This window comes from Candidatus Limnocylindrales bacterium (assembly GCA_035571835.1).
Taxonomy (GTDB): domain Bacteria; phylum Desulfobacterota; class Binatia; order UBA1149; family CAITLU01; genus DATNBU01.
Genome location: DATNBU010000034.1, coordinates 40,141 through 60,323, shown reverse-complemented (window position 1 = coordinate 60,323; position 20,183 = coordinate 40,141). Strand labels below are relative to the sequence as shown.

General features: G+C 66.0%; 13 protein-coding genes and 1 tRNA gene. 10 read left to right on the top strand and 4 right to left on the bottom strand.

What is annotated here, in order from left to right; all coding sequences use genetic code 11:
* Positions 1 to 12: 12 nt before the first annotated feature.
* Together VN634_15540 and VN634_15535 are read right to left on the bottom strand one after the other, a co-directional pair.
* Positions 13 to 822, bottom strand: coding sequence for an SDR family oxidoreductase (locus tag VN634_15540; GenBank protein HXC52296.1), 810 nt, complete (start codon positions 820 to 822; stop codon positions 13 to 15).
* Positions 823 to 988: 166 nt separating this feature from the next.
* Positions 989 to 2,101, bottom strand: coding sequence for a right-handed parallel beta-helix repeat-containing protein (locus VN634_15535; GenBank protein HXC52295.1), 1,113 nt, complete (start codon positions 2,099 to 2,101; stop codon positions 989 to 991).
* 261 nt (positions 2,102 to 2,362) lie between these two features.
* Between VN634_15535 and VN634_15530 the strand changes: the two genes are divergently transcribed.
* Both VN634_15530 and VN634_15525 read left to right on the top strand, forming a co-directional pair.
* Positions 2,363 to 3,550: a cytochrome P450 gene (locus VN634_15530; GenBank protein HXC52294.1), complete on the top strand. Its 1,188-nt coding sequence runs from the start codon at positions 2,363 to 2,365 to the stop codon at positions 3,548 to 3,550.
* Between the two features lie 219 nt (positions 3,551 to 3,769).
* On the top strand, positions 3,770 to 6,007 hold the full coding sequence (locus tag VN634_15525; GenBank protein HXC52293.1) for a VTT domain-containing protein: 2,238 nt from the start codon (positions 3,770 to 3,772) through the stop codon (positions 6,005 to 6,007).
* On the opposite strand, the gene VN634_15520 is transcribed toward VN634_15525, so the two are convergent.
* A complete protein-coding gene (locus VN634_15520; protein ID HXC52292.1) occupies positions 5,951 to 6,775 on the bottom strand; it encodes an endonuclease/exonuclease/phosphatase family protein in 825 nt (274 codons plus the stop codon). The genes VN634_15525 and VN634_15520 overlap by 57 nt on opposite strands.
* A 656-nt stretch (positions 6,776 to 7,431) precedes the next feature.
* On the opposite strand from VN634_15520, the gene VN634_15515 reads away from it, so the two are divergent.
* The 3 genes from VN634_15515 to VN634_15505 are packed head-to-tail and all read left to right on the top strand — an operon-like array spanning position 7,432 to position 13,853.
* The gene (locus tag VN634_15515; GenBank protein HXC52291.1) at positions 7,432 to 8,835 is read left to right on the top strand and encodes a TolC family protein; all 1,404 of its coding nucleotides are present in this window, start codon (positions 7,432 to 7,434) and stop codon (positions 8,833 to 8,835) included.
* Positions 8,832 to 10,190: an efflux RND transporter periplasmic adaptor subunit gene (locus tag VN634_15510; protein HXC52290.1), complete on the top strand. Its 1,359-nt coding sequence runs from the start codon at positions 8,832 to 8,834 to the stop codon at positions 10,188 to 10,190. Before VN634_15515 ends, VN634_15510 begins: the two co-directional genes overlap by 4 nt.
* A gap of 9 nt (positions 10,191 to 10,199) precedes the next feature.
* Positions 10,200 to 13,853 carry an efflux RND transporter permease subunit gene (locus VN634_15505; GenBank protein ID HXC52289.1) on the top strand — a complete coding sequence of 1,218 codons (3,654 nt, stop codon included), beginning with the start codon at positions 10,200 to 10,202 and terminating at the stop codon, positions 13,851 to 13,853.
* A gap of 224 nt (positions 13,854 to 14,077) precedes the next feature.
* Here the strand turns inward: VN634_15505 and VN634_15500 are convergent, their stop codons facing one another.
* Positions 14,078 to 14,614 (bottom strand): NMD3-related protein, encoded by a 537-nt coding sequence (locus VN634_15500; GenBank protein ID HXC52288.1) that lies wholly within the window; start codon positions 14,612 to 14,614, stop codon positions 14,078 to 14,080.
* A gap of 170 nt (positions 14,615 to 14,784) precedes the next feature.
* Here VN634_15500 and VN634_15495 point away from each other — a divergent pair, with 170 nt between their 5' ends.
* From VN634_15495 to VN634_15475, 5 genes are all read left to right on the top strand, one after another.
* Positions 14,785 to 15,570, top strand: coding sequence for a HEAT repeat domain-containing protein (locus VN634_15495; protein ID HXC52287.1), 786 nt, complete (start codon positions 14,785 to 14,787; stop codon positions 15,568 to 15,570).
* Between the two features lie 18 nt (positions 15,571 to 15,588).
* Positions 15,589 to 17,391, top strand: a complete 1,803-nt coding sequence (locus VN634_15490) for a SulP family inorganic anion transporter (protein HXC52286.1) — start codon at positions 15,589 to 15,591, stop codon at positions 17,389 to 17,391.
* A gap of 125 nt (positions 17,392 to 17,516) precedes the next feature.
* Positions 17,517 to 17,603 (top strand) — tRNA-Leu (locus VN634_15485).
* A 70-nt stretch (positions 17,604 to 17,673) separates the two neighbouring features.
* Positions 17,674 to 18,000, top strand: a complete 327-nt coding sequence (trxA, locus tag VN634_15480) for a thioredoxin (protein HXC52285.1) — start codon at positions 17,674 to 17,676, stop codon at positions 17,998 to 18,000.
* 120 nt (positions 18,001 to 18,120) lie between these two features.
* Complete coding sequence (locus VN634_15475; GenBank protein HXC52284.1) at positions 18,121 to 20,064, top strand: SurA N-terminal domain-containing protein; 1,944 nt, start codon at positions 18,121 to 18,123, stop codon at positions 20,062 to 20,064.
* The last annotated feature ends 119 nt before the right edge of the window (positions 20,065 to 20,183 follow it).

Sequence of the window (20,183 nt, the reverse complement as noted above, 5' to 3'; positions counted from 1 at the left end):
GCGTCGCTGCGCCTATTCCAGGCGAAGCCCGCCGTTGGCCTGCAGCACGATGCCGGTCACGTACGCGAAAAGTTTCGGATCGGCCATGGCAGCAACCGTGCGCGCCATCTCGACCGGCTCGCAGACGCGTCCGATCAGCGTTGCGCGCGACATGGCCTCGATGCCTTCGGCCGGCACGCCCGCGAGCATCGGCGTGTTGACCGGGCCGGGCGCGATCGCATTGACGCGCGCGCCGTACGGCGCGAACTCGCGCGCCGTCGTCTTGGTCATCGACTCGATCGCGCCCTTGGCTGCGGTGTAGTCGATCTGGCCGATGTTGCCGTTGCGCGCGCTGACCGACGAGAAGTTCACGATGAAGCGGTTCTGCCCGTCGCGCAGCGGCTTGTTGTCGTTGGCCTTGAAGCGCGGATGCCAGTCCTGGAACGCAACCTCGCGGGTGAACAGGAACGTGCCGTGGAGATGCACGCCGAGCACCGCCTGGAAGTCGGCGAAATCCTTCTTGATGATGCGCGCGTCGCGCGTGATGCCGGCGACGTTGACGAGGCCGTTGATCTGGCCACTCGCCTCCATGACCGCGGCGACGGCTTTTCGCACGTCGTCTTCCTTCGCCACGTTGGCTGCCACGACGAGCGGATCGACGGCGGCGTAGGCCTTCATCTCCGCCCGCGCTTCCTCGAGCTTGGCGGGGTCGAGATCCACGAGCGCAACGCGGGCGCCGTGCGCTGCGAGAACGGCGGCCACACGGTTGCCGATTCCCTGGGCAGCGCCGGTCACGATGTGGGTTTCCCCGGCGAAAGCGTCCTTGCGAAGTACCAGCTCCATCTTCGTCCTCCTCGGTAAGCTCGTAGGGTCTTTGGCGGGCCGCACCGGGCAGCGCCGTGAAAGCGCGACGTTATGACGAAAGAGTCGGCCGGCGACAAGCCGGCCATGCCGGAAGAACGTGACGGACTATCCAGCGGCGATTGCGGGTTTGCTACGCGATCCGGCGTCAGTCCAACGAGCAGATATCCCAGCTCGTGCCTGGAAATCCGGAGTCGGTGTCGTAGGAATGCTCGCAAGTCGTTTTGCCGACGAGAGGCTTCTCGCACGACGACAGGTCCGCGCAGGTGACACTGATACCGCATGTCGCGTCGAGACCGTTGCCTTCGACGATTGAGTCCCGCACGGACAGGCGAGGACAAATACTGTGAATGGCAACCCGCACTCCGTCGAGGCCGTTTCCGGAGATGACCGACCCGTTCTTCACCTGGACGTTGTGCAGGGTGTAGACGCCTTCGAGCCCGTTGTCGGCGACGCTCGTATTTTTCAGGATGACTTTCGCTGTGCCATCGATTCCTCGCCCTCCGTTCCCATTCACGGTGCTGTCGGAAACGCTGACCTTTCCGTAGGCGTAGCTGCCGACATAAATCCCGGTTCCCGGGTTCTCGTCCATGTGGCAGTCCCGGATGGTTCCGTGAGACGTCGATATTCCGACGTCGGTCGCTCCGGTCACCGTCGTTCGATCCACTCGCAGCGAGTAGCCCCCGATGCCCCTGGCGGCGTTCCTTACCGTAGAATCACGGACTCTGAGGACGCCGAACGAGCTGCCCGAAATGCCGGCTCCGGCACCGTCGATCGTGATGTTGCTCGCTCGGACGTCCCGTCCACTGAGCGCATTTTCTTCGGTGTTGGTAATCGTCAGGTTGGTCGCAACGAGGGTGTGCTGGACGCCCACGCCGTAACGGTTTCCGTCGAGCGTCAGATCGCTGATTTTCACCTGGGTCAGGAATTCCTGGTACTCCGTTGTGACTGCCGCGCCCGTACAGTTGCGGATCGTGCCGCCCGGAGCGGAAGACTCGATCGTGCAGGAGGCGTTGCAGATGACGCCGCCGAAGTCGCTCGTCAGGACGTGGCCACGAAAGTCCAGCGTCGCGCCGGGCTCGAGGATGATAGCCGCTCCGGACATCCCGGTGCAGGTGAGGTCGGCATTCAGGTAGCCGGGCCCCGCCACGATCTGGCCGCACGTGTTTACTTCCGTGTCGGCGTTGGCGAAGGGGGCATTGGCCAGGAATACGGCGAACGCGGTCACACACGCTACGCTGATTCTCGAGACTTTCTGCATCTGGCTGTCCCTCCGCTCGAGCGATCCTAGCGGTGCGCCGTAGCCTGAGTCCACCGCATCGGATCGGCAGCTGGGGAGATGGCGCGAGTTGGATCGTTCCGGGACGGAGGAAATGCAGGAGCGGTAAACGGCGGAACGACTCCGAACCCCAGCGCCTCGCTCATGCAGCCGAAGCCGCGGACGCGGAGTGCGCTAGCCGATGATCCGAGGCTGCATGTCATTCCATTTGCGCCGAGTCGGCACGACCATCACATTGCCGCCATGACCACTCGCGACACGGCGCCGCCGGACATCCGGCTACTCGACGGCGAGTTCTGGGCGCGCGAGCCGTACGCCGAGCTTGCCTGGCTTCGCGAGTTCGAGCCCGTGTACTGGGACGAAGCGGGAGAAGTCTGGGGAGTCAGCCGCTACGCGGACGTGCTGGCGGTTTCTCGCGACACGGCCACGTTCTGCAACGCGGGCGGCAACCGGCCCGACGCCCCGGCCTTCCCGTTCATGATCAACACCGACGACCCGCTGCACCGCAAGCGCCGTAACCTCGTCAACAAGGGATTCACCGTACGGCGTGTGCTCGAACGCGGCCCGCGCATCCGCGCGATCAGCGCCGACCTGCTCGACAAGGCCGTCGCCCTGGGAGAATTCGATTTCGTCGGTGACGTGGCCGCGTGGCTGCCGCTGATCGTGATCGGCGACATGCTCGGCGTCGAGCCCGAGCACTACGCCGACGTGCTGCGCTGGTCGGACGACATGGTGCGCGGCAGCGGGACGGCGGATCCGGAAGTGTTCGCGCGCGCGGACCAGGCGTTTCGCGAGTTCCTGGAACACTCGTACGGCGTGCTGCACGACCGGCGCGCGAAACCGCTGCAGCACGACCTGTTCAGCATTCTCGCGCACGCCGAGATCGACGGCGAGCGGCTCGACGACGCCGAGATCGTCGCCGAGGCGCTGCTGATCCTGATCGGTGGCGACGAGACGACCCGCCACGTGCTGAGCGGAGGGATGGCCGAGCTTCTCGCCCATCCTGAGGACTGGGCGTGGCTCGGCGAAAACCACGCGCGCATTCCAACGGCTGTCGAAGAGATGCTGCGCTGGGTTACGCCGGTCAAGAACATGAACCGCACGCTCACGCGCGACGTCGAGATGCACGGTAAAAAGCTTCGCGAAGGCGACAAGCTGCTGCTGCTCTATCCGGCGGCCAATCGCGATCCGGCGGTATTTCGCGATCCGGAAACGTTCGACGTGCGGCGCACCCCGAACGACCATCTTGCATTCGGAATCGGCGCGCACTTCTGCCTCGGCGCCAGCCTCGCGCGTCTCGAGCTCGTCATCTTCTTCGAGGAGGCAACCAGACGGCTGCGCGGCATCCGGCCGCTCGCCGAGGATGCGCCCCCGCGACGGCCTTCGAACTTCATCAGCGGCATCGAGCATCTGATGGTACGCGTCGGCTGAGCGCTCGCGCGACGCGACTGCCGTAAGCTACCGGTACGTTCTCGGCACGCATTCGCTCCGCGATGCGGCACCGAACGCGTGACATCCGACTCCACGGAGGTGGAGATTGCCTGTTCTCACACCCGTCGTGGTGCGAGAACACGCGCGGCGCTTCCTAACCGTCGCGATGCGGACAAAAAATCGATCACGAGCCGTACGGGCCTTGCGGCGGTGTTCGAGATGGAACCGATTCTCAAGACCGGACGAACGGCATGGCGCATCGAGCACGCCGATCGCGTGTCGTTCCTGGTCGACGGCGAGGCTTACTACGGCGCGGTCGCCCTCGCGCTCGCCAAAGCGCGTCACTCGGTTTTCATCCTCGGCTGGGACATTCACAGCCGCGTCCGCCTGCTGCGCGGATCCGAGCAGGATGCAGCCATCGCCGGTCCGCAGCTCGAGCTTCGTCGCGGCCTGAATGTGCTGCTCGGCAAGGAAGACGACGGGCTGCCGAGCACGCTCGGTGCGCGGCTCTCGGCGATCCTCGCGCGCAATCCCGAGCTCCAGGTCTACGTTCTCGACTGGGACTTCCCGGTCATCCTGTCGAAGGATCGCGAAACGCGCACGCGGCGCCTGACCGACTGGCCGCGATCGAAGCGGTTCCATTTCGTCTACGACTCGTACCATCCGGGCGGAGCGAGTCATCACCAGAAGCTCGTGGTCGTCGACGACTCGGTCGTGCTCGGCGGTGGAATGGACATCGGCGTCGGCCGCTGGGACACGTCCGAGCACCTCGCGAAGGATCCGCGCCGGAGCGATCCCGAGTTTCCCGACTACGTTCCCGCCCACGACGTGATGATGATGGCCGACGGCGCGGTCGCGCGCGCCGTCGCCGAGCTGGTGCGCGAACGCTGGAAACGCGCCACCGGAGAAGACGCCGAGCCGCTGCGGCACGATACCGGCGACTGCTGGCCGGAAGGGTTCCTTCCCGATGCGACCGACATTTCGGTCGGGATCTCGCGGACGCAGCCCGAGTACGAGCAGCAGATGCAGGTCGTCGAGATCGAGCGCCTGTATCTGACCGCGATCGCGGCGGCGCAGCGGCAGATCTACATCGAGAACCAGTACCTCACCTCGGACGTGATCGTGCGCGCGCTCGTCGAATGCCTGCAGCGCGAGAACGGTCCCCAGATCGTGATCGTGCTGCCTCAGAACAATTTCGGCTGGTTCGAGGCACGCACGATCCAGGTGCTGCATTTCCGCCGCATCAAGCTACTGCAGGAGTCCGACGTGCACGGGCGCCTGCGCATCTGCTATCCGATCGTGCCCGAGCTCGGCGAGACCCAGATCAACCTTCATTCGAAAGTGCTGGTCGTCGACGACCGGTTCCTGCGCATCGGCTCGTCGAACCTCACCAATCGGTCGATGCGTCTCGACACCGAATGCGATTTTTCGATCGAAGCGACCGACGACGATCCCCGGGTTCGCCGCGTCATCTCCGCGCTGCGCAACCGGCTGCTCGGCGAGCACCTGTGCCTGCCGCCCTACGAGGTAGCCGCCGCCCTGGAGACGACTTCTCTCGTCGCGCTGGTCGACGAGCATACGGAGAAGGACCGATGCCTGCGTCCGGTCGTCCCCGACGAGACCCAGGTCGACATCGACATCGGCGACGGAACGCTGATCGATCCGAAGGCCCCGATCACGACCGAGACGGTGATCGAGACGTTCGCGCCGCCGCCCTACCGCCGCCGGGCAAAAACCCACCTCGCACGCATCGCCGTGATGCTCGTCGTGCTGGCGGCGCTGGCCGCATGCTGGCGCTGGACGCCGCTGAAGGAGCTGATCGATCCGGCGCGTCTCGCTTCTCTCGGAGCCGAGCTGCAAGGCAGTGCCATCGCTCCGTTTGCAGTGATCGGTGCCTATGTGCTGAGCGGCCTCGTCGCGCTGCCGGTCACTGTGCTGATTCTCGCAACCGCGGCTGTGTTCGGCCCATGGCTCGGCATGCTCTATTCGCTCGCCGGAAGCCTCGCGAGCGCGACGCTGATGTTTGCCGTCGGTCGCGTGGCCGGACGAAACACGGTCGAAAGCCTCACCGGACGCCACTTCCAGAAAATCGCGCGCGGCCTGCGCGGTCGCGGGCTGCTGACGATGATTGCGATCCGCGTGCTGCCGGTCGCCCCGTTCACGATCGTCAACATGGTCGTCGGCACGTCGCCGATGCGCTTCGGCGACTTCGCGCTCGGGACGGTGATCGGAATGCTTCCGGGCATCGTCGGCCTTTCACTGTTCCAGACCCAGCTCGAGCTGTCGATGCGCGAGCCGGGAATGAAGAGTCTCGCGCTGCTCGCGCTCGTCAGCGCGCTGTTCGTCGGTGTGCTGGCGTGGCTTCGCCAGCGCCTGCGAGTCGGCCGGCAGGCGCGGCAGTCAGACCGATTTCACGCATTCGGCGGCGGAAGCCCGCATCTCGATTTCCGCAAATAGCGGCCGGTGGTCGGACGCCACGCCGGCCGCGCCGCGGCGGCTCACGCCGCATTCGACGACGCGGATCTCGCGGCTCACATAGATGTGATCGAGCCGCAGCCGCAGCGGTCCGTACCGGAACGTCGCGCCGCGGCGCTTGCCGGTGGTGCGGAACGCATCAACGAAATGCTGGCGCAGCTCCGTGTGCACGACCGGCAGCGGACGGTCGTTGAAGTCGCCCATCAGCACTACCGGATGGTGCAGCTCCTCGCTGAGCAGGATCGCGTCGCTCAGCATGCGCCGGCGCTGGTAACGGCGCTCGGTCGTCGCAAGGCCGAGGTGGCAGTTGAACACATGCAGCAGCATTCCCGGCGACAGCTCGAGGTCGACGCGCAGACACGAGCGCGGCTCGCGCCTCTTGCCGTACGACAGGTCGTATTCGTGCGCCGCCACGACCGGGTAGCGGCTGAGCACCGCGAGGCCGAAATCGCCGCGGTCGAACGTGCGCGTCGTGCAGAACCGGCTGCCGAGATCGAGCGCCTTGGCGAGCACGGCGGCCTGATCGGCGAGCCCGGTGCGCACCAGCCCGCGATCGACTTCCTGCAGCGCGACGATGTCGGGCCGTGCCTCGCCGATGACAGCCCCGGTCCGGCCGAGATCCAGGCGACCGTCCACACCTACGCCGCTGTGAATGTTGTACGTCACCAGCCGAAGGCGAAGGCCCTCGGTGTCTTTCGCAGAAACTTCCAGGGCGTCTCGTGGAGGCGATGAAGAGGACCCCGGCGTCATTCCAGACTTCTTGGACGGATCGAGGCCGCACGTCCAGCCCCTTCCCGCCGATACCCGAAAGCTTTCCCGCGGATGCGCTTTGCGGTTGTGCCGGACCCCGACCGTGCGCATGATCAACCCGGGACGCCTGGATGTTTCGTAGAGCTCTTACAGCGATGCTCGCTCTCGCCATTGCGATGCCCCTGCCCGCATTCGCGGCAGGACGGTGTCCGATGGTGATGGCCGCAAAGTCGGCAACCGTCGCGATGCGCTGCGCATGCTGCGACGAGGCCCAGGCTGCGGCGCAGCCGGCATGCTCTTCGGCGATCCGCTCAGGTTGCAGCTGCGCAGTCCGTGCAGACACGGGAGACCGCAGCGTTCCTCCCGCGACGCAGGAAGCAGCTCCTGCGTATACGGGCGTTGTCGCAGCGATCCTTCCGGCGTCGGTCCTGACGCCACAAAGCGCGCGAACGCTTCTGCATCGCGCCGCAGCTCCACCCGGGATGAGCGCCGTCTACCGACCGCGTCTCTGTACCTGGATCATCTGAGATCCCGCCACTCCGCGAGTCGCCGGCGCGCCAGCTTCCAGCGCGCCGTCTCCCTGTACGTTCATCCGGTCCGTGGTTCTCCGCGGACCCGAAACCGTGCGCACGGCGCACGGATAGCGGAGCGGTCCGATGTCGACCTCACAACCGGCGAGTTTCGCCGCCATGTTCACTGCAACCGCCGCAGCGGCGATTCTCACCCTTCTGCAAGGCTGCGCGCTGACGCCGCGCGGCCTCGACGACGAGCGAGCGCGTCTCGAAGCGGCCGGAGCAAAATTCGAGCACGTCGATGCTGAGACGCTGCCGGTAACGGCCGGCGGCGACGACTGGCGCACCCTGCTCCGGCGAGCGCTGATCGCGAACGGCGACGTCCGCGCAGCATGGTACGACTGGAAGGCTGCGGTCGAGCGTGTGCGCGGCGCGTCCGCGTGGCCGAACAGCAACATCTCGCTCGGCTACTCGTACCTGTTCTCGAACGAGAGCGTGAAGAGCTTCGACCGCTCGACGTTCACGGCCGGTTTCGACTCGATGGAAAACCTGTCGTTCCCGGGCAAGACGATGGCTTCCGGCCGCGTCGCTCTCGACGATGCGCGCGCAGCCGGTGAACGCTTCCGCCGCGAAAAGTTCCAGCTCCAGCGCAAGGTGCTCGATGCGTGGCTCGACCTGGCAATGGCCGCCGAGAACGAACGCATCGCGCTGGCGGCGGCGACGCTCGCCGACGTCGGATCCGATGCCGCGGCAGCGTCCCTGCGCACCGGCAGCGACCAGAGCGCGGTGCTCAGCGCCGGCATTGCCGGTGCACGTGCGCGCGATGCCGCGGCGAAGGCCCGCGCCGAAGTCGTGCGGGCAAAGCTCGCGCTTGCCGCGCTCGCGGCGATCGAATCGTCGGATTCGATCGCGACGCCGAGCCGCCTGCCGTCTCCGCGAACGCTGCCATCCAGTCCGCTGACGATCATCCGTGCCGCGGAAACCGGGCCGGACGTTCGCGGGCTCGAGCACGACCGCAATGCCCGCAGGAACGAACAGGATCTCGCCGAGCTGCAATGGATCCCCGACATCAATCCGACGGCGGCGGTCACCGGGAGCATCGAACAGAGCGTCGGCGCGATCCTGGTGCTGCCGACGAAGATCGCCGAGATCCAGTCGGGCATCGCGGTGGCCAAGGCGATGCGCCGCGGCGCCGACGCGCGCCTCGTCCAGGCGCGGCGCGACAAGGGAGCCGAGGTGCGGGCCGCGCTGGTCGCGGCGCTCGACAGCGAGCGCGCCCGGCGACTGCTCGAGCAGCGCGTGCTTCCTGCCGCGACATCGGCCGCTTCGGTTGCTGAAAGCGTCTACGTCGCCGGCACCTCGGGCCTTTCGATGCTGGTCGAAGCCCGCACTGTGCTTCTCGAGACGCGCAAGGAGATCGCGGCGGCCGCGATCGATCGCGAGAAACAGCTCGCGGCGATTGAGGAGCTGATCGGCGCCGATCTCGAAACGTTCACCGACAGCGAAGCGATTCGCGTTGCGCAGGCCGGCCGGGGAATTTCACGATGAAAGCTTTTCGTTTGTCCGTCGCAGCCGTCGCGCTCGGCCTGTCTCTCGAGCCCGCGACGTTTCATTCTCACGACTTCGCACACGGTCTGGTCGCCGTCGCAGCCGCGCAGACCGGGGACTCGAGCGGCAGCGCGCATGTGCAGCTCTGGACGTGCGGAATGCACCCGCAGGTCATCCAGGACCATCCGGGCGAGTGCCCGATCTGCCACATGAAGCTGACCCCGCTCGAGAGCGAAGCCACCGATGCGTCGGCTGCCGGCAGCGCGATCACGATCGATCCGGTGGTCGTGCAGAACATGGGAGTCCGCACGGCGCGTGCGATCGAAGGTCCGCTCGTGCGCGAAGTGCGCGTTGCGGGATTCGTCGAGGAAGCGCAGCCGCTCGTCCACGACGTGACGTCACGGGTTTCCGGCTACATCCGGCGTCTTTACGCGAACACCGAGGGAATCCACGTCCGGAAAGGCGATCCGCTCTACGATTTGTACAGCCCGGAAATCCAGGTGGCCGTCGAGGAGATGATCGCGCTGCGCAGACGCAGCGGCGGCGCGCACGCCGACCCGACGCTCGACTCGATCCGCGACGCGACTCTTCGAAAACTCTCGCTTCAGGGCCTCGACGACGCCGAGATCGCACGCCTGTCGCGTCTCGACCGCGCGCCGGAAGTCATCGCGTTCCGAAGTCCGGTGACCGGCAACGTCACCGAGAAGCCGGTCGTCGAAGGGTCGGCCGTCACGGCCGGACAGAAAGTCCTGCGCATCGTCGATCATTCGACCGTGTGGATCGACGCACGCGTTTACGAACAGGACCTCGCGCTCGTCTCGGTCGGACAGAAAATCGAGGCACGCGTAGCGTCGCAGGCCGACAAGGTTTACGCGGGCGAAGTCGTCTTCCTGCATCCGCATCTCGACGAAACCACGCGTACGGCAAGCGTGCGCATGGCGGTTGCCAATCCGGACTTCGACCTGCGGCCGGGCATGTTCGCCACGGTCGTGCTGCGCGGCGACCTCGCGCCGAGCGCGCTGCTGGTGCCGCGCGAAGCGGTGATCGACACCGGAGACCGCCAGGTCGCATTCGTCGTCGGCGACAAGCCCGGCCACTTCGAGCCGCGCCGCGTGCGCACCGGGTGGATCGCCGAAGGAGGAAACGTCCAGATCCTCGAAGGGCTTACTGCCGGCGAGGAAGTCGTCGTCAGCGGGCAGTTCCTGCTCGACGCCGAAAGCCGGCTGCAGGACGCGCTTCGAAAATTCATCGCGCAGCGTTCGAGCACGGCGACCGCCGGAACAACGGCATCCCCGGCGGCCAATGCGCCGGCTGCAGCCGATGCGCCACCTGCTGCGCCGCCGCACCAGCACTGAGGTGATTCGATGATCTCTCGCCTCATCGCCCTTTGCGTGCGCAACCGGCTGCTCGTGCTGCTGCTGACGGCCATGGTCGTCAGCCTCGGCGTCTGGAGCATGTTCCGGATCGGTCTCGACGCGATTCCCGACCTGTCCGACGTGCAGGTCATCGTCGTCACCGAGTATCCGGGACAGAATCCGGAAGTCGTCAACAACCAGGTCACGTATCCGCTGACGACGGCGATGCTGTCGGTGCCGGGCTCGACCGTCGTGCGCGGCTACAGCATGTTCGAGCAGTCGTTCGTCTACGTGCTGTTCGAAGACGGCACCGACATCTACTGGGCGCGAAGCCGCGTCCTCGAGTACCTGAACTTCGTTCGCGACCGGTTGCCGAAAGGCGTCGAGCCAAAGCTCGGGCCGGACGCGACCGGCGTCGGCTGGGTCTACCAGTACGTGATCTATCCGGGCTGGTACTGCGCCGACCATCCGGCCGGGATCTGGCGCGATGCAGGTGCTGCGCACGGTGGAGGTGACGCGGCCGATTCATCGAAAAGGGCGGACGCGAACTGGTACGCGAGCGTCGACGATGCGCCGCCGGATCGGCGCAAGCTTCTCGAGCGCGTGCGCGGCTTCGAAAAGCCGGGCAGCTGCCCGCTCGGCGGCAAGCTGCTGGTTTCGTCGAACCTCGATCTTGCCGGGCTTCGCAGTCTTCAGGACTGGTACCTGCGTTTTCCGCTGACCGCGGTCGAAGGCGTCTCGGAGGTCGCGCCGATCGGCGGCTTCGTGCGCCAGTACCAGGTCGTGCTCGATCCGCTTCGCCTGCAGGCGTTCGGCCTCGCCGTCGGCCAGATCTCCGAAGCGCTGCGCCGTTCGAACAACGACGTCGGCGGATCGGTCGTCGAGATGGCCGAGCACGAGTACATGGTGCGTTCGCGCGGATACCTTCGCGGCACCGAAGACATCGCCAAAGTTCCGGTCGGCGTCGGCGAGCGCGGCACGCCGATTCTTCTCGGCGACGTCGCAACGGTCGAAATCGGCGGCGAATCGCGGCGCGGCGTCGGCGAATACAACGGAACCGGCGAAGCCGTCGGCGGCGTCGTCATCGCCCGCTTCGGCGAGAATGCCTACAAGGTGATCCGCGACGCGAAAGCGAAGCTGTTTGAGCTCGAAGGCGGGCTGCCGCCCGGGGTCTTCCTGCGCACGACGTACGACCGCTCGTCGCTGATCGAGCGTTCGATCGAGACGCTGCGCGACACGCTGATCGAAGAAATCCTCGTCGTCGGGCTGGTCTGCATTGCGTTCCTGCTGCATGCGCGCAGTGAGCTGGTCGCGGTCTTCGTGGTTCCGTCGGGCGTGCTGGTCGCGCTGCTGGTGATGCATCTGGCCGGCATCAACGCGAACATCATGTCGCTCGGCGGCATCGCGATCGCGATCGGCGTGATGGTCGATGCATCGATCGTCATGGTCGAGAACGCCCACAAGCATCTCGATCGCGAGGAGGAGCGCCTGCACGCAGCGGCCGCAGCGGGAATTGCCGCCGTGCCGCGCCCGCGCGCCGAGATGATCCTCGAAGCCGCGCAGGAAGTCGGCCCGACGCTGTTCTTCTCGCTCGCGATCATCACCGTCAGCTTCCTTCCGGTGTTCGTGCTCGGCGGAGAGGCCGGCCGCCTGTTCCGGCCGCTGGCGCTGACCAAGACGCTCGCGATGGCGTCCGCATCGTTCCTTGCGGTGACGATCGTGCCGGTGCTGATGATCTACCTGATCACCGCGCGCGTGCTGCCGATCGAGTGGGGACGCCGGCGCAACACGCTGATCACTGCCGCTGCGATGCTGGTGCCGGCCGCCGCCATCTACGGAATCGCTGCGCACATCGATGCCGTCGCAGGAATCCGCCACTGGCTGGCGATCGCGTGGGCCGTGCTGGCCGGGATGCTGCTGATCCCGCAGCGGATCATCCACGAGCAGCACAGCCCGATCAGCCGCGTGCTGCAGGGCCTGTACGATCCGGTCTTCCGCGGCGCGATGCGCCATCACCGCCTCGTGCTGGTGCTCGCGGTGCTCGCGATGCTGTCGACCGCGTATCCGGCGATGCATCTCGGCAGCGAGTTCATGCCGCCGCTCGACGAAGGCGACCTCCTGTACATGCCGACGACCGATCCGAGCATCAGCATCACCAAGAGCAAGGAGCTCCTGCAGCAGACCAACAAGTTGATCCGCACGTTCCCCGAGGTGCGCTCGGTGCACGGCAAGATCGGCCGTGCCGATACGGCAACCGATCCGGCTCCGCTGTCGATGATCGAGACGGTCGTGCAGCTCGAGACCGATCCGTCGAAATGGCGAACGCGCACGCTGTCGCGGTTCTTCTCCGACTGGCCGTCGCTGCTGCGAAGCCCGCTCGCATACTTCTGGCCGATCGAAAGGCCGATCCGCACCGACGAGCTCAAGTTCGGCTGGCAGGACGCCGACGGCACGATGCATCCGGGCCTCAACTCGACTGTCTCTCTTCCCGGCGTCGCCAACGCGTGGCCGTTTCCGATCGAGAACCGGCTCAACATGCTCGCAACCGGCATCAAGACTCCGGTCGGCATCAAGGTGCTCGGACCCGATCTTGCCGTTCTCGGCGAGTTGTCCGAACGCATCGCGAACGCGGTGCGAACCATCGACGGCACGATCAGCGCGTATCCCGAGCGCACGTTCGGCGGCTACTATCTCGACTTCGAGATCGATCGCGTCGCCGCGGGCCGCTACGGGCTGACGACCGGCGACGTGCAGGACGTCGTCGAGACGGCAATCGGCGGAATGAACGTGACGTGGACCGTCGAGGGGCTCGAGCGCTATCCGCTCAACGTGCGTTACGCACGCGAGCTGCGCGACGATCTTCCTGCGCTGCGCGCGGTGCTCGTCCAGACCCCGGGCGGCGCGCAGGTGCCGCTCGGCCAGCTTGCGCGCCTCGAGATCCATGCCGGACCACCGATGATCAAGTCCGAGAACGCTCAGCCGACCGCGTGGGTTTACGTGGACATCGCCGGCCGCGATCTCGGAGGATACATCGCCGAAGCGCGCCGCGTCGTCGCGCAGCAGGTGGTGCTGCCGCCCGGATACACGCTGCTATGGTCCGGCCAGTTTGAGTTCTGGGAGAAGACGATTCCGCGTCTGGTCGCCGCCGGCGTGCTGACCATGTTCGCGATCGTGCTGCTGCTATACGCTTCGACCCAGAGCTGGCCCCGCGTTGCGATCGTCATGCTGGCCGTGCCGTTCAGCCTGATCGGCGCGTTCTGGCTGCTGTGGCTGCTTGGCTACAACCTTTCGCTCGCGGTCGTGATCGGGATGATCGCGCTTGCGGGCCTCGACGCCGAAACCGGTCTCGTGATGCTGCTGTATCTCGAGAACAGCTTCGACCGCTTCGCCGCCGAAGGCCGCATGCACTCGCGGGACGACCTCTGGGCCGCGATCCACGACGGCGCCGTGCGCCGCATCCGTCCGAAAGCGATGACCGTCGGAACCGCGTTCATCGGGCTCGTGCCGCTGCTGTGGGCGCACGGAACCGGCGCCGACGTGATGCGCCGGCTGGCGGCTCCCATGATCGGCGGCCTGCTGGTCAGCTTCGCGATGGAGCTGGTCGTCTACCCAATCCTGTTCTACCGCGCGCGCAGCTGGCAATGGCGCCGCCTGTGGCGATAGCGATTCAAGACGGGCGGGCGCCGATAGCGGGCCATCTGCTTCGTTGGATTCCGGCTTCGTTCGGTCGACGTACGGGAAGTACGACTCCCTCTCTACGCCGGAATCCGCCTCGCATCTGACCCACTCTCGACGCCCGCGCATAGGCCCGGAACATCTGCGACTTCGCGAGGCTGAAAAATCGGGGACAGACACCGATTCCTCGAAATCGGTGTCTGTCCCGATTTCTATGCAGTCCAGGTTGCGGACAGCGAGCCGTCGTCGCCGGCCCATGCGTACTTCGTGCGGCCGCCGAAGGCCTTCTCGAGCTCGCTTGCGATGCGGTGTGCGAGCTTCTGCGATGTCGTCAGCACTTCGAGACCGTCCCCGGTACGCTCCATCGACACGATCGTCCGCTCGGGCTGCGTAAACCCGGCGCGCTCCGCCACGTTGTGTACGCGCCGCTCGATCGCCGCGAGCCGGCGCGCGTCGAGGCTGCCCTTCGCCACGACCCGGCCGTACGCGATGCCGTTCTTCTTCTGCTCGCAGGCGGGGCACTGAACCCAGTCGGCGGCTTCGAGCAGCTCGCGCGTGATCGGGCGATTGCGGCGCCACGTGCGTCGCGTGTAGACCGCCGCGCATGATTCGCAGACGCTCGGATCCGCAAAGGCGGGCAGTTTGTTCGCAACTGCGGGCGTCTTGCTCGAGCGCGTCCCGCGGCGGTCGCGGGCTGTCGTTTTCGAAATTCTGCTGCTGGTCGGGCCGGATGCCGTTCTGGTCCTCATCGTGCTTCTCCTTTGCGCCCCATCGAGCGCCTGGCCAGAAATGAGACGGCCGAAAGGCTGCGGCCATGGCGGATCCTGGAAAATCCGCGCTCACCAGTGGGACCGGCACAGCCACTGCGCGGGCGACGACAGTTGATGCTTGGGAACCCCCGCCGTAGTCTCGCCGGTCTATGCCGTGGACTTTGCCCGCTCCGTTCTCCCGCACCGTCACCGCGCTGCGCAAAATCAGCCTCAGCCGGCCGCACCATCCAAGCCTTCGAGCTGTCTTCGTTCTCGCAGCGACGGCGTCGACGTCGATCCTGCTGCTGCCTTCGTATGCCCGCGCGCAGGCAAGCGAGCAGGAACGCTCGCACCCGGCGGTCGAGCGCTACAATCGCACCGCCAAAGGCGCGAACGTCGAGGAATGGAAGAAGCGCCTGAGCGATCCGGACGCGCGCACACGGCTCGACGCCGTCGATTCGCTCGGAACCAAAGGCGGGGATGACGCGATCAAGCCTCTGATCGAAGCCACGTCCGACGAAGATTACCGCGTTCGCACTCGCGCAATCGATTTTCTCGGCGCGCTGCGTGCCGTCGAAGCGACGCCGGTGCTGATGCAGCTTCTGTTCCTGACCGATATCGGGCGCGACGAAAAACTCCGGACGCTGACGGCGCTCAGCCGCATCGACGATCCGACCACCAGTGACCGGCTGGTCAGCTACGCCGCTACCATCAACGACAACGACCTTGCCTGCCGCGCAGTGTACGCCGTCGGCGAGACCGGGACTCCCGAGGTCAAGGACAAGCTGGCTGCGCTTCGCGGCACGCGCCCCGGAAGCGATCTCGATCGCCTCGTCACCGACGCGCTCGTCAAGATCGACTTGCGGGCGAAGAACAAGCCGATCGAGCAGCCGACGCTGATCGAGCTCGAAAAGAAGCTTGCACGCCAGCAGGAAGCCGCGAAGAAGAAGCAGTAACGACCTCCGGCTACCCCGATGCAGGCGACTACCAGACCTTCAGGAGCCCTTGGTCTTCTGTATCAGCGCATCCCGGCGCTCGATTCGCTTCGCAACTACAGCCTTTACGATTTTCGCGCCGACCTTCTCGCCGGCCTGACCGTCGCCACGGTCGCCGTGCCGCAGGCGATGGCGTACGCGATCGTCGCCGGCCTTCCGCCGCAGTACGGCCTTTACACCGCGATCGTGATGACCGCTGCGGGCGCGCTGTTCGACTCGTCGAGGCAGCTCATCAACGGCCCGACCAACGCGATCTCGATCGCGCTGCTGAGCGCGCTCGCGCTGGTGCCGCCCGAAGCGCGGCTGCAGGCCGCGGTCATGCTGTCGGTGCTCGTCGGCACCATCCAGATCGGCATCACGCTGCTGCAACTCGGGGACCTGACGCGCTACATTTCGCACTCGGTCATCGTCGGCTTCACGGTCGGCGCGAGCGTGCTGCTGGTGCTCGACCAGCTCAAGAATCTTCTTGGCATGAAGGCGATGGGCGATCCGCACACCGCGTTTCTGTCGCGATTCTGGGAGACGATGACGCAGGGCGGCCCGGTCCACATGGCGACCCTGGAATGCGGGCTTGCCGCCATCGCGATCGTGCTGCTGCTTCGCGCGCTGAAGACTGTGCTCGGCTTCAAGCTGTTTCCGGAGCTGCTGACGACCGTCTGCGTGATGGCGGCGGCGGCCGCATGGCTCGAGCTCGACAAGCAGGGCGTAAAGCTCGTCGGCGAAATCCCCGGCGACCTGCCGCACTTCGCCCTGCCGGTCTTCGATACGACGTATCTGCGTCCGCTGGCATCGAGCGCGCTCGCGCTCGCCACGCTCGGTCTTCTCGAGGCGATCTCGATGGCCAAGCTGATCGCGAGCGTCTCGAGGCAGAAGCTCGACATCAACCAGCAGTGCCTGTCCGAAGGCGTCGCGAACCTGACCGGCAGTTTCTTCCAGTGCTTCCCCGGCTCCGGCTCGCTCACGCGATCGGCAATCAACACCCAGGCCGGCGCGGTCTCGCAGTGGTCAGGCGTGATCTCGGCGATCGCGGTCGCCGCGATCATGATGATGTTCGCGCCGTACGCGCGCTTCATCCCGAAAGCCGCGATGGCCGGCATCCTGATGCTGACGGCCTGGAAGATGATCGACTGGACGTCGCTGCGCTATCACATCCGTGCGTCCCGGTTCGACGCCGTGATCGTCGCGGTCACGGCGATCTCGGCGATCGCGGTCAGCGTCGAGTTCTGCGTGCTGATCGGCGTGTTCCTGTCGTTCCTGCTGACGGTGCCGCGCACCGGCCACATGCAGCTTACCGAGTTCGTCGTCACGCCCGAGGGCGTCATTCACGAACGCTTCGAGGATGACGTGCTGTGCGGCCGCATCCAGATCTACGGCCTCGAAGGCGAGATGTTCTTCGGCTCGGCGACGCCGTTCGAGGATCACCTGGACACGATCGAAGCCCGCATCCAGCCGACCACGCGCGCGATCGTGCTGCGGATGAAGCGGGTGCGTAGCCCCGACGCCGTCTGCATGCGGCTGCTCGACGAGCACGTGGCCCGCATCCAGAAACGCGGCGTGCAGGTGATCCTGGTCGGCGTCCGCAAGGACCTCGCGGAGGCGCTCGATCGCACCGGGCTGGACCAGCGACTCGGCGAGACCCACATCTTCTACGAGCAGCCGATCCGCCACACGAGCACGCAGAAAGGCGTCCAGTTCGCGTTCGGATTCATGGGCGACCCGTGCGGGACCTGCCCGCTCAAGGACAGCAATCTCCACACGCGGACCGTCCACTACTCGGTCTGACGGCGCTTTTGCGCCGCTTTTCAAGGGGGCGAGCGCTGAAACGATGGCCGTCGGCAGGGTGACCCGACCGGGCCGGTCCGATAGACTCGGCGGCACCCCGTGATTAGGAAGTCGGGTTGAACGCCGCCGGAGTGGTGAAATTGGCAGACGCGCCGGACTCAAAATCCGGTGGAGGCAACTCCGTGTCGGTTCGAGTCCGACCTCCGGCACCAGTTTCGTCCGCGTCGGGCCGCAGCATCACCAGTCGATCGGCGCCACCGGCCGGCAGAAGGGAGTAAACATATGGGCAAGATCAAGGAACTGACCGACTCCACGTTCGACCAGGAAGTGCTCAAGTCGAACGTGCCCGTGCTCGTGGATTTCTGGGCGCCGTGGTGCGGGCCCTGCCGCGCGATCGCGCCGCTGCTCGAGGAGCTCGCCGGCGAATATCACGGCCGCGTCAAGATCATGAAGATCAACGTCGACGACCACCAGACGTACGCGAGCCAGTTCGGCGTGCGCAGCATTCCGAACCTGCTGGTCTTCAAGGACGGCAAAGTCGCCGACCAGATCATCGGCGCGGTTCCGAAGAGCAAGCTCTCGCAAGCACTCGACAACGTTTCCGCCTGAACCCGGCGGCCGCGGTCCACGGACCGCGGCCGCTCCTTCTTCGTACGGCTCGCACTTCTGCGGCGCCGAACGGACGGTCCGAACTGCCTTTAGAATTCATCTCCGGAGTCCACCCCCGTCATGCTCGATTTCATGCGTCGCAACGCCCGCTCGTGGGGCATCAAAGCCGCTCTTGGCGCGATCATCCTCACCTTCATCTTCTTCATGGGAGGCGGGGGACGGCTTGGCCAGGGGCCGCAGCCGCTGATCAAGGTCGGCGGCGTCGAGGTCTCGCGCGCGGAGTACGAGATGGCGCACCGCCGCAACGAGAACTACTTCCGCGAACAGTTCAAAGGCGCCGGCGGCGAGCAGATGCTGAAGGCCATGAACATCCCGAAGATGACGCTCGACCAGCTGACCGACGGCGCCGTGCTGCGCGTCGAAGCCGATCGCCTCGGCCTCAAGGTGACCGAGGATGCGATCCGCGAGCAGCTGAGGAAAGTGCCGTCGTTCCAGAGCAACGGCGCATTCTCGCCGGGCCTTTATCGCGAGACGCTGCGCGCGCAGGGCATGACGCCGGGCGCATTCGAGGAGACGGTGCGCCAGGACCTGCTCGAAGCCCAGATCGCCGACATCGTGCGCCGCGGCGCGCACGTCAGCGACGAGGACGCGTGGCGCGATTTCCAGCGCGAGAAGCGCAAGATGACGCTCTCGTACCTCGCCGTCGATTCGGCGCCGTATGAAAAAGACGTGACCGTCGACGAAGAAGCGCTCAAGAAGTTCTACGACAGCAAGCAGGAAAGCTACCGCCGGCCGCCGAGCGTCAAGGTTCGCTACATCGCCTACAAGGTCGCCGACGTAACTGACAAGATCGAGATCTCCGACGTCGACCTCAACGAATACTACGAGCTCAACAAGAACTCGGAATTCGAGCAGCCCGAGCAGGTCGGCGCACGCCACATCCTGAAGAAAGTGGCGGCCGAAGGCGACGAGAATTCCAAGAAGGCCGCGCGCGACGCCATCGAAGCGATCCAGAAGCGGCTCGCCAACGGTGAAAGCTTCGAGGAAATTGCCAAGGCCGAGTCCGACGATCCCGGCAGCGCCGCCAAGGGCGGCGATCTCGGGCTGTTCCCGCACGGCCGCATGGTCCCCGCGTTCGACGCGGCCGCGTTCGCGCTCGACGTCGGCAAGACCAGCGACATCATCGAAACCGACTTCGGCTACCACATCATCCAGGTCTACGAGAAGAAGCCGGCCGGCGTCGCGCCGTTCGAGGAAGTGAAGGACAAGATCCGAAAGACGCTCGCGACGCAGAAAGCGCTCGACCGCGTGTTCGATGATTCCGCCGAAGACTCCGCGAAGATCTCGGACGGCGCCAAGATCGACGCGATCGCGACCCAGCGCGGCGTCAAGCTCGAGGAAACCGGGATGTTCTCGCAGGGCGACGTGGTGCCGGGAATCGGTCCGGCGCCCGCGTTCGTGCAGGCCGCATTCCAGCTCGTCAATCCGGGCGACGTCTCGCAGCCGGTCAAGCTGGGCAACGACTACTACCTGCTGTCGCTCGAAGAGCGCAAGGAAAGCCAGATCCCGTCGCTCGCCGAGATCCACGACCAGGTTGCCGCCGAATACCGCGCGCAGCAGGCGATCGACATCGCACGAAAGCACGCCGACGAGATGCTGGCCGCCGTGAAATCCGGCTCGACGCTCGCGCAGGTCGCCGAGCAGAACCAGCTCGAGGTCAAGACGGCCGAAGACGTGAGCGCGACCGGAAACTTCGTCAAGGACCTGGGCCCGGTGCAGGGCCTGTCGGAAGTCGCGTTCGGAGCGACCAAGGACGGCGAGCCGCTTCCGCGTTCGTTCGTCGCCGGCAACAAGGCCGTCATTTTCGTTCGCGAAAACGTCACCGAGCCTGCCCGTGAGGAGTTCGATGCGGTCAAGAACGAACGCGTCAAGGCCCTGGAGACGGCGCGCCAGCAGGAAGCGCTCAAGGAATTCATCCGTTCGCTCAAGGAGCGCGAGCAGCCGACCTATGATCTTGCGCAGGTCCGGCCGCTGCTAGGCGAGTCCGGCACGTCACTCGAATAGCGCGGACGCGGATAAGGGCCGATCTACTTCGTTCGAACGCGGGCCGGTCGCTCAACGTGGCTCCGCCACGCCTCGCTCCCTTTCCCCGCGTTCTGCCTCGTATCTCGACCCTTCTCCGC